The organism is uncultured Pseudoflavonifractor sp. (assembly GCA_904419835.1).
Lineage (GTDB): Bacteria > Bacillota > Clostridia > Oscillospirales > Oscillospiraceae > Pseudoflavonifractor.
Genome location: CAJFTA010000023.1, coordinates 1 through 12,994 on the forward strand (window position 1 = coordinate 1; position 12,994 = coordinate 12,994).

Below are 12,994 nucleotides of genomic sequence, written 5' to 3' on the forward strand. Positions count from 1 at the left end.
GTGGAATCGAATGCCCCGGAAGCCTTGCTGTGCAAGGCTTCCGGAGAGCGGAGCGGGGACTTTTGCGCCGCTGTGCGGCGCGAAAGTAACGGCATTTTTATGTAGCGGGAGGGAACTCAGCCGCGGACAGAGAAGGCAAATTCGATGCGCTGCTGATAGGGGGTATCCTGCCGCAGAATATTGGAGGGGAAGGCGGGCCAGGCGGCGGCGTCAGGCCAGCCCTGGGCTTCCAGCGCCACGCCGCTGCGGGGGCCGTATACCGCGCCGCCCTTTCCGGCCGGGCCGGAGAGGAAGTCGCCGGTATAGACCTGGAGGCCGGGCTGGGTGGTGCTGACATCCAGGGCGATGCCGCTCTCCCTGCTGCAGAGCCGGGCGGCGGAATGGAGCCCGGTGCGGGAGAAGCAGAAATTATAGTCCACCGGAATGTCCAGGGGCTTGGCCCGAAGGAAATCCAGAGGGGTATTTTCCACCTGAAGAATACGGCCTGTAATCAAATTCCGCTCGTCCAGCTCGGTGTACTCGTCGGCGGAGACCTGGAGAGTGTGCCCGTCAATGGTGCCGGCGCCGGCGCCGTTCAGGTTGAAGTAGGGGTGGTTGGTGAGGGAGACCACGGTGTCCTGGTCGGAAAAGGCGGTGAACTCCATGGAGAGGGTGTTGCTGCTGCTCCAGGCAAAGGAGACGGACACCTCCAGATTGCCGGGGTAGCCCTCCTCGCCGTCGGGAGAACGGCGGCGGAACACCAGGCTGCCGCCACGGATCTTGGCGGACCAGACGTACCGGTCAAAGCCCCGGAAGCCGCCGTGGATCTGGTGGTCGCCCCGGTTGGCGGAGAGGGGATAGGTCTTGCCGCCCAGCGTTATCTTGGCTCCGGCGATACGTCCGGCGCAGCGGCCTAGGACAGCCCCCAGATAGGCGCTGCCGGCTTCGTAATCCTCAATACAGTCATAGCCCAGGAGAACGTCGGTAATCCGGCCATTTTTGTCTGGAACGCCAATCCCCCGCAGCGTACAGCCGTAATCCAGAACTTCTACCCATGCGCCGGAGGGATTCTCAATGCGGTAACAGGTGACGGCCTCACCTGTGCTGGTGGTGCCGAAGGGGCGGGCAATCCAGACCCCGGGCTGTGCGCCGGTCTCACTCATAGCGTGGAGCTCCTTTCAGACAGACGGTGATAAAATTTCATGTATGAAACTTCATGCGCCATTGGCGCACCACGATCAGAGGTAAAGCATCGGCGCATGAAGTTTTTGCGCATCATTTCCGGCTGCCCCGAAGGGGAGAGGAAATGGCGCATACTAAATTGATATGTTTTGCATAGCAAAGTATATAACATTGACGCACGGTTGACAACAGAGATTTTATACGATCCTGATGGGAAAAGAAAAATAAAATGGTGAAAACAGCCGGAAGCCGAAGCGCTTCAATGCAAAATTGAACATTGTGTGGGCAGGGGAAAAAATTTCAAATCTCGCCGTCTGAGAGGGGATATGACCATTTTGCTGTGCTTTTGCATAAAAATATACCCGCTCACCGGATGGAACCGGGAGGAGCGGGCATATTCTGCGCAAAGCAGCTGCGGCAATCATTTCTCCCGCTGCTGAAGCTGGAGCCGGTCGGCGATCATGGCGATGAACTCGCTGTTGGTGGGCTTGCCCTTGGCGTTGGAGACGGTGTAGCCGAAGTACTTCTGGAGGGTCTCCAGATCGCCCCGGTCCCAGGCCACCTCAATGGCGTGGCGGATGGCCCGCTCCACCCGGGAGGCAGTGGTGTTGAACCGCTTGGCCACCTCGGGGTAGAGTACCTTGGTGACGGCGTTGATCACATCCATGTCCTGAACCGCGATGATAATGGCCTCCCGCAGATACTGGTAGCCCTTGATGTGGGCGGGAACGCCGATCTCATGTATGATGGAGGTGACCGTGCTCTCCAGGCTCTGCTCCTTGGCGGCGGTCTGGGCGGACTCGTCCTGTCCGGGCTGGATGAGCGCGGAGAGCTGGCGGATGCGCTCAGCGGCGGTGGTCATGCGGCAGGGCTTCATCAGGTAGTAGTCCGCGCCCGCCGAGGCGGCGTGGGCGGCCACCGCCCCGCTGGCAAAGCTGGAGATAACCAGCACCCGGGGCCGGGGCGTCAGGCTCGCCAGCTCACAGAGCACTTCCAGTCCGTCCATCCGGGTGAGGACCAGGTCCATGGCCACCACGTCCGGCACCAGCTCCTTTGCCAGGCGAATGGCCTCCTGTCCGTCCCCGGTGGAGGCGATAACCTCCATATCGGGCTCCTCGCTGAGCGCGTCGTTAAGCAGACTGCGGAATTCCTCTCCCGCATCCGCAGTCAAAATTCTGATCTTGTTGTCCATGTCCTCGTCCTTTCCAAGCTTGTGCTTGATAAGATAGCGCCGCGGGCCAGATGTCATTACCGGTTGGCTATAATTTACCATAAATAGACAGCGAGTGCAAGAGGAAAAAGGAAATAAATGGATAAAAACGATTCGACTATTCTCGACCTCAAAAGTCGAATTGACGGGGCAAAGGGGAGAAAAGGGCGGATTTGGCCGTTCAGACAGAGGGCCTCAGCACATCGCAGACATACTTCTGCTCCACCCGCTCCGTGCACCAAACGCCGTTGTCAGACAGGCCGAATGGGATTCCGTCGGCGGCCATGGCCCGGGCGTCGATTTTCAGCACCACCGGGGCCTGCCGCCAGCGGCGGGCAGACTGCCAGGCCTTGGATACCTCAGCCTGCATGTGGACCGCGTGGCGGGACATCCTGGAGATGTATCCGCTCTCCTGGATGGCGCGCCAGGCCTGTTCCGTGGTGCCGTGGTACAGCCAGGCGGGCGGAGCGGCGGGGGTCAGTTCAGGCTCCACCCAGGGGATGGAGTGGCCCTGGCAGGCCTTGATTCTGCGCTTGTCCAGGCTGAAACGGTAGCGGCCTTTGCTGTCATTGGCCACAAGCTGCTCCAGCTGGGACATGGTGAGATGGTAACGGCCGGCCCTGCTGACATTGTCGATAAGCTGCTGAGTGCTGACCCAGCCGTGGCGGTCCATATCCAGGCCGGCATCCCCGGGGGCGTGCCGCAGCAGGCGGCAGAGATAGATGGATAATTTGTCCTGGCGCATGGCGGCTCCCTCCAGAAGCGGCGCGGCTGGTTCCGCTTAAATTTACATAATATTTTCCATATTATAGCATAAAAACGGACGCAGGTCAATCAGAGCGGCGGGAGCCATACGGTCTGCAGTTCTCTGCATTCGTGACATCGTTAGCTTTCTCCGCGATTGATACTGGGGATGCAGGCATCTATAATGGGTTTGAAAGGTGGCGGCCGCCATGATTTCGAAATAACCCATAATGTCAGAGACAAGCTCAGAGAAGGAGTCATGATGAAGTTAGAACTTGGAAAGAAAATCAAACAGCTTCGCCTGCAAAAAGGCGTTACCCAGGACTCACTGGCTAAAGCGCTGAATGTTTCCTACCAGACGGTAAGCAAATGGGAGAACGAGGCCTCCATGCCGGACATTCTGCTGCTCCCGAAAATCGCGGTCTATTTCGGCTGTACCATTGATGACCTCTTTGACCTCACGGAGCAGGCGCAGTTCGAGCGAATTGAACATATGCTTGAAATGCAGGAGGCGTTGAGCGCCGAAGAGTTTCGCCAGGCTGAGACATTTTTGAAGGGAATGCTCAGCAAGAAGGACAGCAAGAGCGACGCTCTGCGGCTGCTGTCCAGCCTGTTCAACCACAAGGCCGATGAGCTGAGGAGAACAGCGGAATTTTACGCAAAGGAGGCGCTGGAGCTGGCGCCGACAGTGAAGGAAAATCACAACAATCTGCAGCGGGCCCAGGAAGGGAGCATCCCGGACTGGGACTGGGCAAACCACAGCAGGCGCATTGCATACTATCAGCGGTTTGTGCGGAAAAATCCCAAATACCTGAGCGGATACCTGTGGCTGCTGGACGAGCTGATTGCGGATTACCGCCTGGAGGAAGCCGCAGAAGTCTGGGAAACCGTGCGCCGGCTGGACAACAGCTGCCGGGTCCCCTACTATCAGGGCAAAATCGCCTGGCAGAGGGGCGACCATCAAAAGGCGGAAGCCATCTGGAGCCAGATGCTGGAGGACTACAGCGGCGACTGGCTGGCCTTTGCCAACATGGCGGATGCCATGGCATACGCCTGCCGCTATGACGAGGCGATCCAGTATTATAGGCGGGCCCAGGAGCTGCAGCCGCCCCCCAAGTATACGGACGCCCAGATTACCGCCGCCCATATCTATGAGATACAGGGAAAGTACGCCGAAGCGGTGGAGAGCCTGAAGGAGCAGCTGGAAATTCTGAAAAACGAGTGGAGCATCACAGAGGGCCGGGAAGTGGAACACATTCACAGAGAAATCGACCGGCTGCAAGCTCTGTCCCATGATGCCGGACAATGACTGCTTACAGGAAAAGCGGGTACCACCGGACTAACGTCCGGCGGTACCCGCTCTCCGCTTGTCGGTGCTGCTTCTGGTTTTAGCTTCCGCGCGATTGCTGCTCTGCGGCGTCCAGCATGTTCTCCGCCAGAATGCCGTAGCCCTGAGTGGGGTCGTTGACCAGCACGTGGGTCACCGCGCCCACCAGCCTGCCGTTTTGCAGGATGGGGCTGCCGCTCATCCCCTGCACAATGCCCCCGGTGGCCTCCAGCAGGCGGGGGTCTGTGACCTTGATCATCATGTTTCTCGGGTCGTCGTCGTTTTCCGGGTAGATGTGGGTGATCTCCACCGTGTACTCCTCCACCTGATCCCCGGCGATATTGGAGAGGATGGTGGCCTCGCCCACCTGGACCTGCTCCCGGGCGGCCAGTTCCACCGGCTCAATGCCCTGGGTCAGGCACTGGTCCGTCAGGTAGCCGAAGACGCCCCGCTGGGTGTTGGCATAGAGGCTGCCCATATCCTGGGAGACCTGAAAGGCCCCATGGAGCTCGCCGGGATTGCCGGACTCGCCCTTCTTTACGTCGGTCACCTCGGCGTACATGATAGAGCCGGAGGACAGGGGCATCAGCTGGGCGGTGTCCACGTCGCTGATGCCGTGGCCCAGGGCGCCGAAGACGCCGGAGTCCGGGTCGTAGAAGGTCATGGTGCCGATGCCCGCCATGGAGTCCCGAATCCAGGCGCCCAGCTTATAGGCGCCGTCGGTGCTGCACTGGACAGCCTGGATGGTCATCTGGAGCTGCTTTTCCCCCCGGAGGCAGCGGATGCTCATCTGGTGGTCTCCCACCTCCTGCAGGATCTCCCGCACCTCCTCAATGGTGTCTACTTCCTCGCTGTTGATGTGGGTGATGATATCTCCCTCCTGCAGGCCGCAGTCCTTGGCAGGGGCCTGGGCGCCCTGCTGGGTGGAGATCTCCGACAGGCCCACCACCAGAACGCCGTCGGAGAAGAGCTTGATCCCCACCGCGCGGCCCAGCGGGATCACCGTGCGCACCGTTTCAGCGGACGGCTGCGCGCCGCCGCCAAGACTCCACGCCTCCAGGGCTGCCTCTCCCGGCCCGGCTGCCGCCGCGGGCACCGGAGCGAGAGAGAGCAGTCCTGCCGCCGCCAGGCAGACGGCCAGGAGCCGCAGCGCGGCCGTCGGGCGCTGCCCCCGTTCTTCCTCCTTCATAGAACCACCTCTCTATAAAAAATAAAAACCGACGGGCATCTCTGCTCCGCCTCTCTTAATATGGCCCCGTTTCGGGCAAAAACAGCCTGCCGCCGCTGCCAAAGTCACACAGCGCTGGATGCCCGGAATTACCCAGTGCCCGCAGCCAAAGCATTTTGGAAAGATGCTGTTCCAGTATCTGTGAAAGTTCCAAAATATGCGGTTCCGGCCGGATGTCGGGCATAGCGCCGGAACAGAAAACGATTTAAATTATAAGAGCCAATCGGCTAAAAAAGAAGAAAAAAAGAAAAAATAAAGATAAACAGGCGGAAAAGATGCTGGAAGCATGAAACAAGCGGCTGTACTGCGCCGGAGAAAGCGGCAGGAAAACTACCAATTAAAGCGGGAATATTTATGGTGAAGAAACTGCGCGGAAGTCTATAATGCAGACAGAAACCGGCAGAAAAGAAGCGGGAATCCCGGATTTTATGTGAAAGCAGGCCTGACGGACAGGGCATACGGAGGAAATGGGGATGGAACAGCACAGGGACAGGGGAGAGGGCTGCGCCTTTGATGTCAAGGCGGCGAGAGAGACGGCGGAGTCCTTTTCCGCCGCCTGCGGCGTCAGCTGCGCTGTCCTGAACAGGGAGGGAGAAACGCTGTTCACAGCCCGGGCGGGCTGCGAGGGGTGCGAGGCCTGCCGCGCCCTGACAAAACGGTGGGGCGTGCCCTCCCCCTGCGGTAAGCTCCATTTGTACGGCGTGGCCCAGGCGGAGCGGCTTGGCGGCCGGTATATCTACTTCTGTCCCGCCGGCCTGGCCTATTTTGCCTCCCCCATTATGGTGGAGGGGCGGGCGGCGGGGGCGCTGGTGGGCGGTCCCGCCCTGATTATGGACGTGGAGGACTATCTGGCGGGCGACCCCGGGGCGTGGCAGGGCCTGCCGCCGGAGGATATGGCGGCGCTGTGCGCGGCGCTGGAGTGCTCTCCCGCCATGGAGCCGGCACGGCTGTCCCACATGTCGGCCCTGCTCTCTGCCGCCGCAGTGTGCGTGGGGGACGGCGGCGCCGCCCTCCCGTCCCGACGGGGGGAGACCGCCCGGCAGCAGGATACCGGCGCCCGCACTCAGCAGCACAAGCGGAAGGAAGGGCAGGGGCGCTACCCGCTGGACAAGGAGCGGGAGCTGGTCCGGGCCGTCGCGGAGGGGGACCAGGACGCCGCCCGGCGGCTGCTCGGCGAGCTGCTGGAGTACCTTCTCACCGCCGCAGGAGGCGACCTCCGCCTCATGAGGGCCAGAGCCCTGGAGCTGATGGCGGTGCTCTCCCGGGCGGCGGTGGACGGCGGGGGCGATGAGGATATGATTCTTGATCTGAACTGCCGCTGTCTCAGCGAGATTGACTGCCTGCGCACAGCAGAGGACCTGGCGCTGTGGCTGACGCAGGCGGCCGAGCGGTTTGTGAGTTCAGTGCTTGCTCTGGCGGATGTCAGGCACAGGGATATCATCTACAAGGCCATTGAGTACCTCAGGCGGAACTGCCGGGGCAGGGTGACGCTGGAGGATACGGCAAGACATGTGGGGTTGTCCCCATCCTACTTCAGCAGGGTATTCAAGGAAGCGGTGGGGGAGAGCTTCAACAGCTACCTGGGCGCGCTGCGCATCTCCAGAAGCCGGGACATGCTGCTCAATACGGACGCCTCCATCGCGGAGATCTGCGACAGGTGCGGGTTTGACGATCAGAGCTATTTTACCAAGGTGTTCCGAAAATATACCGGCGTGACGCCGGGCCGGTTCCGGGCGCGCCGGGGCAGGCCGGAGGCCGGAGAGGAGAGCGGGAGAAGGCGGGCGTAAACGGAGTGAACTCTGAAACGAAAAAGCGCTTTCGGAAACGTTAACGTTTCCGAAAGCGCTTTTGTCATGTATTTAAGGGGAAAAGAGATACTCAGGCGTACTTCTTGACCACGGCGGCCATGTCCTCCCAGGCCTTCTCCATGTCGGAGACCAGCTTGAACTGGGTCCGGCAGCGGTCCAGGTTCTGGCCCTCGCGGTGGGTGGCGAAGTAGTGGTCGCCCTCCAGATAGTCGGTGAGGAAGCGGATGCCGCACTCCAGGGTCATCAGCTTGGCGCCCCAGGGCAGGTACTCCAGCTCGGCGGGGGTCAGGCTGCCGGCGCAGCCGGTGAGGAAGCCCCGGGTGTAGGCCTCGAAGAGGTCCAGGTCGAAGTTGACCTTGGACAGGTCCTGCTCATCCTCGGCGGAGTGGTTGGCGCCGAAGCGGATAGAGTCGCCAAAGTCGTTGATGGCCAGGCCGGGCATGACGGTGTCCAGGTCAATGACGCAGATGCCCTTGCCGCTCTCACGGTCGATGAGCACGTTGTTGAGCTTGGTGTCGTTGTGGGTGACCCGCAGGGGCAGCTTGCCCTCCCGCAGGGCGGACATGGCCACGGAGCAGTCCGCCTCGTGGGCCAGGACAAAGTCGATCTCGGGCTGCACGTCCTGGGCCCGGCCCATCACGTCGGCCTCCAGGGCCTTCTTGAAGTTGGCCAGCCGGTTCTCGGTGTCGTGGAAGCGGGCGATGGTCTCGTAGAGGGTGTCGGCGGGGTAGTCCTTCAGCTGGTGCTGGAAGCGGCCGAAGGCCAGGGCGGAGGCCTCGAAGAGCTCGGGGGTCTCGGCGGCCTGGAGGCAGACGGTGTCCTCGATGAAGGGGAACACGCGCCAGGCCCGGCCCTCGCTGTCGGTGAAGTAGCTCTTGCCGTCCCGGGTGCGCAGGACGGTGAGGGTCTCCCGGTCGGGGTCGCCGCCCTCCTCGGCGATGACCTTGCGCAGATAGTCGGTGACGCCCACAATGTTGGACATCAGCTGATCGGGGCGGGAGAAGGCGGCGTTGGACACCCGCTGGAGAATATAGCGCACGCAGTCGCCCTCCAGGGGCTGGGTGTGGACGCAGAAGGTGTCGTTGATGTGGCCCTTGCCGAAGCGGACGGCCCCCACCAGGGGCGCGCCGAAGTCGTAGGCGGCCAGGGCTTCCTGAAGATGGAGCTCAGCAGTATTGGCCATGGTCTCTTATTCCTCCCAAAGTTTCTCGGGGTACAGGCCGGACTCGGTCATGGCGCGGATGGCGGCCACAACCACGGGCTTGTCCTCCTTATAGGTCACGCCGTACCACTTGTCACGGCTGCGGAGCACCTCCACCCGGGCCTTGCCCTCGGCGATGAGCTGGCTCACCACGCTGGGCAGGAAGTACTCGCCCTTGATGGGGTTGTTCTTGAGGGCGTCGTCCAGGAAGGCGGGGAACCGGGCCCAGGCCTCGTCCAGGTAGCTGCGGGTGAAGCCCCACAGGTTCATGGACACGATGGTGTCGCCGGGCAGGTCGGTCCAGGTCTTGCCGTCGTCCTCGGTATACCGGGGGCAGGTCTCGCCCTTCTCGATGCGGGTGCGCTCGGTGACGCTGAGCAGCTCGTGGTTCTCGTTCTCCACGCACACGCCCCGGGCCACGTGGCCGTTCTCGGTGACGGTGTTTTCAAGCAGATAGCCCACCATGGCGTACTGATACACGCCGTCCTTGTCGGGGTGGTCCACCAGGTAGTTGTAGATCTCACGGAAGCCCTCGGGGCCGTAGTAGTCGTCGGCGTTGATGACGGCGAAGGGGCCGTCCACCACGTGCCGGGCGGCCAGGGCGGCCTGGGCGGTGCCCCAGGGCTTCACACGGCCCTCGGGGACGGAGTAGCCCTCGGGCAGGTCCTCCCTGAGCTGATAGGCGTACTTCACATCCATCACCTTGCTCAGGCGGTCGCCGATGCCGGCCTTAAAGTCGGCCTCGATCTCCGGCTTGATGACAAAGACCACGGTCTCAAAGCCGGCCCGCTTGGCGTCGTAGATGGAGTAGTCAATGATGAGCTCGCCGTGGGCGCCCACGGGGTCCAGCTGCTTGAGACCGCCGTACCGGCTGCCCATGCCGGCGGCCATGACCACAAGAACGGGTTTCTTCATAATCAAAACGCCTCCTCAATAAACCTTTTGATTTCCGCACTGATATCTTCCCCGGCGGGGGAGGAGAGAGCCTCAGCTCTTATAGCCGTTGGGGTTCATGGACTGCCACTTCCAGCTGGAAGCGCACATCTCCTCGATGCCGTACTGGGCCTTCCAGCCCATCTCGTTGAGGGCCTTGGAGGGGTCGGCGTAGCACTCGGCGATGTCGCCGGGGCGGCGGGGGTCGATGACGTAGGGCAGGGTCTTGCCGCAGGCCTTCTCATAGGCGTGGAGGATGTCCAGCACGGAGTAGCCCTTGCCGGTGCCCAGGTTGCACACGAACAGGCCGCACTTGGTGTCCAGCTTCTTCAGCGCGGCCACGTGGCCCTTGGCCAGATCCACCACGTGGATGTAGTCCCGCACGCCGGTGCCGTCGGGAGTGGGGTAGTCGTTGCCGAAGACATGGAGCTTCTCCAGCTTGCCCACGGCCACCTGGGCGATGTAGGGCACCAGGTTATTGGGGATGCCGTTGGGGTCCTCGCCGATGAGGCCGGACTCGTGGGCGCCGATGGGGTTGAAGTACCGCAGCAGGGCCACGTTCAGCTCGTGGTCGGCGGCGCAGATGTCGGTGAGGATGCGCTCCAGGAAGAGCTTGGTGGTGCCGTAGGGGTTGGTGGTGCCGCCGGTGGGGAAGTCCTCCCGGATGGGCACGGAGGCGGGGTCGCCGTACACGGTGGCGGAGGAGGAGAACACGAAGTTCTTCACCCCGTGGCGGCGCATGGCGTTGAGGAGCACCAGGGAGTTGACCAGGTTGTTGGTGTAGTACTCCAGGGGCTTCTGGACGCTCTCGCCCACGGCCTTCAGGCCGGCGAAGTGGATGACGGCGTCGATATCGGGGTACTGGGTGAAGAGGGCCTCCACCTCGTCGGGGTTGCACAGTTCGGTCTTGACGAAGGGGATCTGCTTGCCCACAATCTTCTCCACCCGGCGGATGGACTCCTCGCTGGAGTTGCACAGGTTGTCGGCCACCACGATGTCGTAGCCGGCCTCGATGAGCTCAACACAGGTGTGGCTGCCGATATAACCGGCGCCGCCGCTGACCAGAATAGACATAAAAAACGCTCCTTTTCCACTATAATAATGTCTGACCACCAAAACGCGCTGGGGACTGTCCCGCTGGCTTCGTACGTTTCACTGTCCCCATTGTAACCGCGGAGGGCGGAAAATGGAATGGACAGTTCCCCACAATATTTATACAAAAGGGTTGCCGCTTCCGGCAGGGTACACGATATTTGCAGAATCGTCCGCAAAGGAGGCGGCTGTTACCGCCCGCCGCCGGGGCGGGTCTTGCCCGCCAGAATTTTTACGCTGGAGGCATACTCGCTGGGGGTCATGCCGGTGACCTTTTTGAAGTGGCGGGAAAAGTAGTAAATGGACTGATAGCCCAGCGCGGCGGCGATCTCGGTGAAGTTGCGGCTGCCCTCCCGGATCATCTCCTTGGCCCGTTCGATCTTCAGCCTGCCAAAGTACTCCATGGCGCCGCCGCCTGTGTGCTCCCGGAAGAGCTGCTGCAGGCGGCTGCGGCCAACCAGATTGTCCCGGCACACCTCCTCCAGCGTAAGGCTGCGGCCCAGGTTGGAGCGCAGGTAGTCGGTGACTTTGCCGAAGAGTTCCTCCCGGCCCCGGGTACGGATCAGGCTGGCGGGAGGCGGCGGGGCCGCCCCGTCCCGCCGGAGCAGGGAGATGAGCAGCCCCTCGATGGCGGCTCCCAGCAGCTGCTCCGCGCCGAAGGGGGCGTCGGGACTGCGCTCCATGGCGGTAGTGGCGGGGTCGTCCAGCGGGGTGGAGAAGGCGGCGGCGCCCTCCTCCACAATGCGGGCCATCAGGGCCCGCTCCGCGTCGCCGGCGTTGTCCACCCGCCCCTCAAAGCGGGCCATATCCGGGCCGTCGCAGTAGAAGCTGACCACCACCAGGTTGGGCGCCGAGGTCCCGGTGGCCCGCAGGGCGTGGAACTCGCCGGGCGCATGGAAGATGAATTGGCCCCTGGTCATCCGCAGCGTCCGGTCTCCTGCCAGCACGTCCAGCTCACCCTTGTCCACATAGAGGAATTCCCAGAAATCATGGCATTCCCCTTCGAAGTAGTAGTCGCTGGAGTATTCAAAGTAATGTACGGTCACCACCCGGTCCACCTGGATGGGCCGGTTCAGTGTGACGGGGTGAAAGGGCATGAAGCATTACCTCCCGGCGGATTAGGCTATAACAAAGCGCGCTGCAGCTTGGACTGCCTGCGGTACTCCATGGGGCTTATACCCTCCAGCTTGCGGAAGCTCTGGGAGAAGTAGCTGGGGGAGGAGAAGCCCAGCATATGGGAAATCTGGCTCAGGGAGTGGTCCGTATCGCTGAGAAGCTGCTTGCTTTCGGCAATTCTCCGGGAAATCAGGTAGTTGATGGGGGAGATGCCGTATTCCTTGGAGAAGGTGTGGACCAAATAATATTTGTTGACGTGGGCGACCTCGGCCAGCACATCCAGGGACAGGCTCTCCTTGAAATGGCTGTCAATATACCGCCGGACGGCGGCGCACTCCTTGCTGGTGCGGGTGCCCGACGCGGCTGGGGCGAGGGAGAAGTCGGTCCGCCGCATCAGCCGCACCACCAGCACTTCCAGCAGATCCTGACACACCAGGTCATAGCCGATGGCCTTGTTTTCAATCTCGGCGAGCATGGCGCGCAGATAATAGAGGGTGTCCTCACGGCCGCCGCCGCAGTTGACGAGGCGGTAGCGGTCATCCCCGCTTTCGCCGGCGGCAAACTCAAGGCCCTCGACTCCCATAACAATGTACTCCAAAGGGCTGGCATTGAAGCTGACCTCAGTGTGCTCCACATTGGGATTGACAATCACCATGTCGTCTACGGACACCGAGAGCGTGAGCTCTTCAATCTGAAACTTCCCCATGCCGCCCACCACGTAAAAAATCTCCGTGCAGGTGTGGGTGTGAAGCAGACTGTGCCAGTCTCCGCCGTATTTGGCGGTGCTTACATATAAAAGACGGGTGGAGGAGCGATCCAGAGGAGCGACGCCGCCCTGCTCCAGATCATATCGGCTGTTGCTCAAGAAAAATCATCTCACTTCCGCGGTTTCAAAGTTAAACAGAATGGAAAAGACAGATAAAAATGGAGGAGCCAGCACTACGTTTCCGGCAATATAGAACCGTGCAGGCGTATAAAATGCTTGTCCAAATAAGAAGCGGGATAAAAATGACTTTTTAAATTATATGATATTGCGATAAGCGCAATTTAATGATATGATGAAATAAATGAGACAAACTCTATAATATTATAATACATGCCGCTATATTGTGCAATACATAAAAAAATAACAGAAATACAAAAAAACTGTTGTATGAAATATTTACACAAAAAC

The 12,994-nt window shown here is 61.0% G+C and carries 11 protein-coding genes; 2 read left to right on the top strand and 9 right to left on the bottom strand.

Translation table 11 applies throughout. The annotated features are described in order from the left end of the window. Positions 1-116 precede the first annotated feature (116 nt). From QZY67_RS05910 to QZY67_RS05920, 3 genes are all read right to left on the bottom strand, one after another. Positions 117-1,142, bottom strand: a complete 1,026-nt coding sequence (locus QZY67_RS05910; RefSeq protein WP_295369045.1) for an aldose epimerase family protein — start codon at positions 1,140-1,142, stop codon at positions 117-119. 440 nt (positions 1,143-1,582) lie between these two features. Then, entirely contained in the window at positions 1,583-2,353 is a 771-nt protein-coding gene (gene spo0A / locus QZY67_RS05915) for a sporulation transcription factor Spo0A (RefSeq protein ID WP_295369047.1), read from the bottom strand. 199 nt (positions 2,354-2,552) lie between these two features. After that, positions 2,553-3,116, bottom strand: coding sequence for an RNA 2'-phosphotransferase (locus QZY67_RS05920; RefSeq protein WP_295369048.1), 564 nt, complete (start codon positions 3,114-3,116; stop codon positions 2,553-2,555). 189 nt (positions 3,117-3,305) lie between these two features. Here QZY67_RS05920 and QZY67_RS05925 point away from each other — a divergent pair, with 189 nt between their 5' ends. Further along, positions 3,306-4,424 (top strand): helix-turn-helix domain-containing protein, encoded by a 1,119-nt coding sequence (locus tag QZY67_RS05925; protein WP_295369050.1) that lies wholly within the window; start codon positions 3,306-3,308, stop codon positions 4,422-4,424. A gap of 79 nt (positions 4,425-4,503) precedes the next feature. Here the strand turns inward: QZY67_RS05925 and spoIVB are convergent, their stop codons facing one another. Beyond that, entirely contained in the window at positions 4,504-5,631 is a 1,128-nt protein-coding gene (spoIVB, locus tag QZY67_RS05930) for a SpoIVB peptidase (protein WP_295369052.1), read from the bottom strand. Between the two features lie 512 nt (positions 5,632-6,143). Here spoIVB and QZY67_RS05935 point away from each other — a divergent pair. Continuing rightward, positions 6,144-7,457 carry a helix-turn-helix domain-containing protein gene (locus QZY67_RS05935; protein ID WP_295369053.1) on the top strand — a complete coding sequence of 438 codons (1,314 nt, stop codon included), beginning with the start codon at positions 6,144-6,146 and terminating at the stop codon, positions 7,455-7,457. 91 nt (positions 7,458-7,548) lie between these two features. Here the strand turns inward: QZY67_RS05935 and QZY67_RS05940 are convergent, their stop codons facing one another. From QZY67_RS05940 to QZY67_RS05960, 5 genes are all read right to left on the bottom strand, one after another. After that, positions 7,549-8,661, bottom strand: coding sequence for an aminoglycoside phosphotransferase family protein (locus QZY67_RS05940; RefSeq protein WP_295369055.1), 1,113 nt, complete (start codon positions 8,659-8,661; stop codon positions 7,549-7,551). Between the two features lie 6 nt (positions 8,662-8,667). After that, a complete protein-coding gene (locus QZY67_RS05945) occupies positions 8,668-9,594 on the bottom strand; it encodes a sugar phosphate nucleotidyltransferase (protein WP_294533345.1) in 927 nt (308 codons plus the stop codon). 72 nt (positions 9,595-9,666) lie between these two features. Then, positions 9,667-10,686, bottom strand: a complete 1,020-nt coding sequence (gene galE / locus QZY67_RS05950; RefSeq protein WP_295369057.1) for a UDP-glucose 4-epimerase GalE — start codon at positions 10,684-10,686, stop codon at positions 9,667-9,669. 209 nt (positions 10,687-10,895) lie between these two features. Next, a complete protein-coding gene (locus QZY67_RS05955; protein ID WP_295369059.1) occupies positions 10,896-11,801 on the bottom strand; it encodes an AraC family transcriptional regulator in 906 nt (301 codons plus the stop codon). 26 nt (positions 11,802-11,827) lie between these two features. Continuing rightward, positions 11,828-12,685, bottom strand: coding sequence for an AraC family transcriptional regulator (locus QZY67_RS05960; RefSeq protein WP_294533336.1), 858 nt, complete (start codon positions 12,683-12,685; stop codon positions 11,828-11,830). Positions 12,686-12,994 lie beyond the last annotated feature (309 nt).

Excerpts from the sequence above, each read along its gene's own strand:
- QZY67_RS05910 (WP_295369045.1), bottom strand. The coding sequence starts at position 1,142 with ATGAGTGAGACCGGCGCACAGCCCGGGGTCTGGATTGCCCGCCCCTTC.
- spo0A (WP_295369047.1), bottom strand. The coding sequence starts at position 2,353 with ATGGACAACAAGATCAGAATTTTGACTGCGGATGCGGGAGAGGAATTC.
- QZY67_RS05920 (WP_295369048.1), bottom strand. The coding sequence starts at position 3,116 with ATGCGCCAGGACAAATTATCCATCTATCTCTGCCGCCTGCTGCGGCAC.
- spoIVB (WP_295369052.1), bottom strand. The coding sequence starts at position 5,631 with ATGAAGGAGGAAGAACGGGGGCAGCGCCCGACGGCCGCGCTGCGGCTC.
- QZY67_RS05935 (WP_295369053.1), top strand. The coding sequence starts at position 6,144 with ATGGAACAGCACAGGGACAGGGGAGAGGGCTGCGCCTTTGATGTCAAG.
- QZY67_RS05940 (WP_295369055.1), bottom strand. The coding sequence starts at position 8,661 with ATGGCCAATACTGCTGAGCTCCATCTTCAGGAAGCCCTGGCCGCCTAC.
- QZY67_RS05945 (WP_294533345.1), bottom strand. The coding sequence starts at position 9,594 with ATGAAGAAACCCGTTCTTGTGGTCATGGCCGCCGGCATGGGCAGCCGG.
- galE (WP_295369057.1), bottom strand. The coding sequence starts at position 10,686 with ATGTCTATTCTGGTCAGCGGCGGCGCCGGTTATATCGGCAGCCACACC.
- QZY67_RS05955 (WP_295369059.1), bottom strand. The coding sequence starts at position 11,801 with ATGCCCTTTCACCCCGTCACACTGAACCGGCCCATCCAGGTGGACCGG.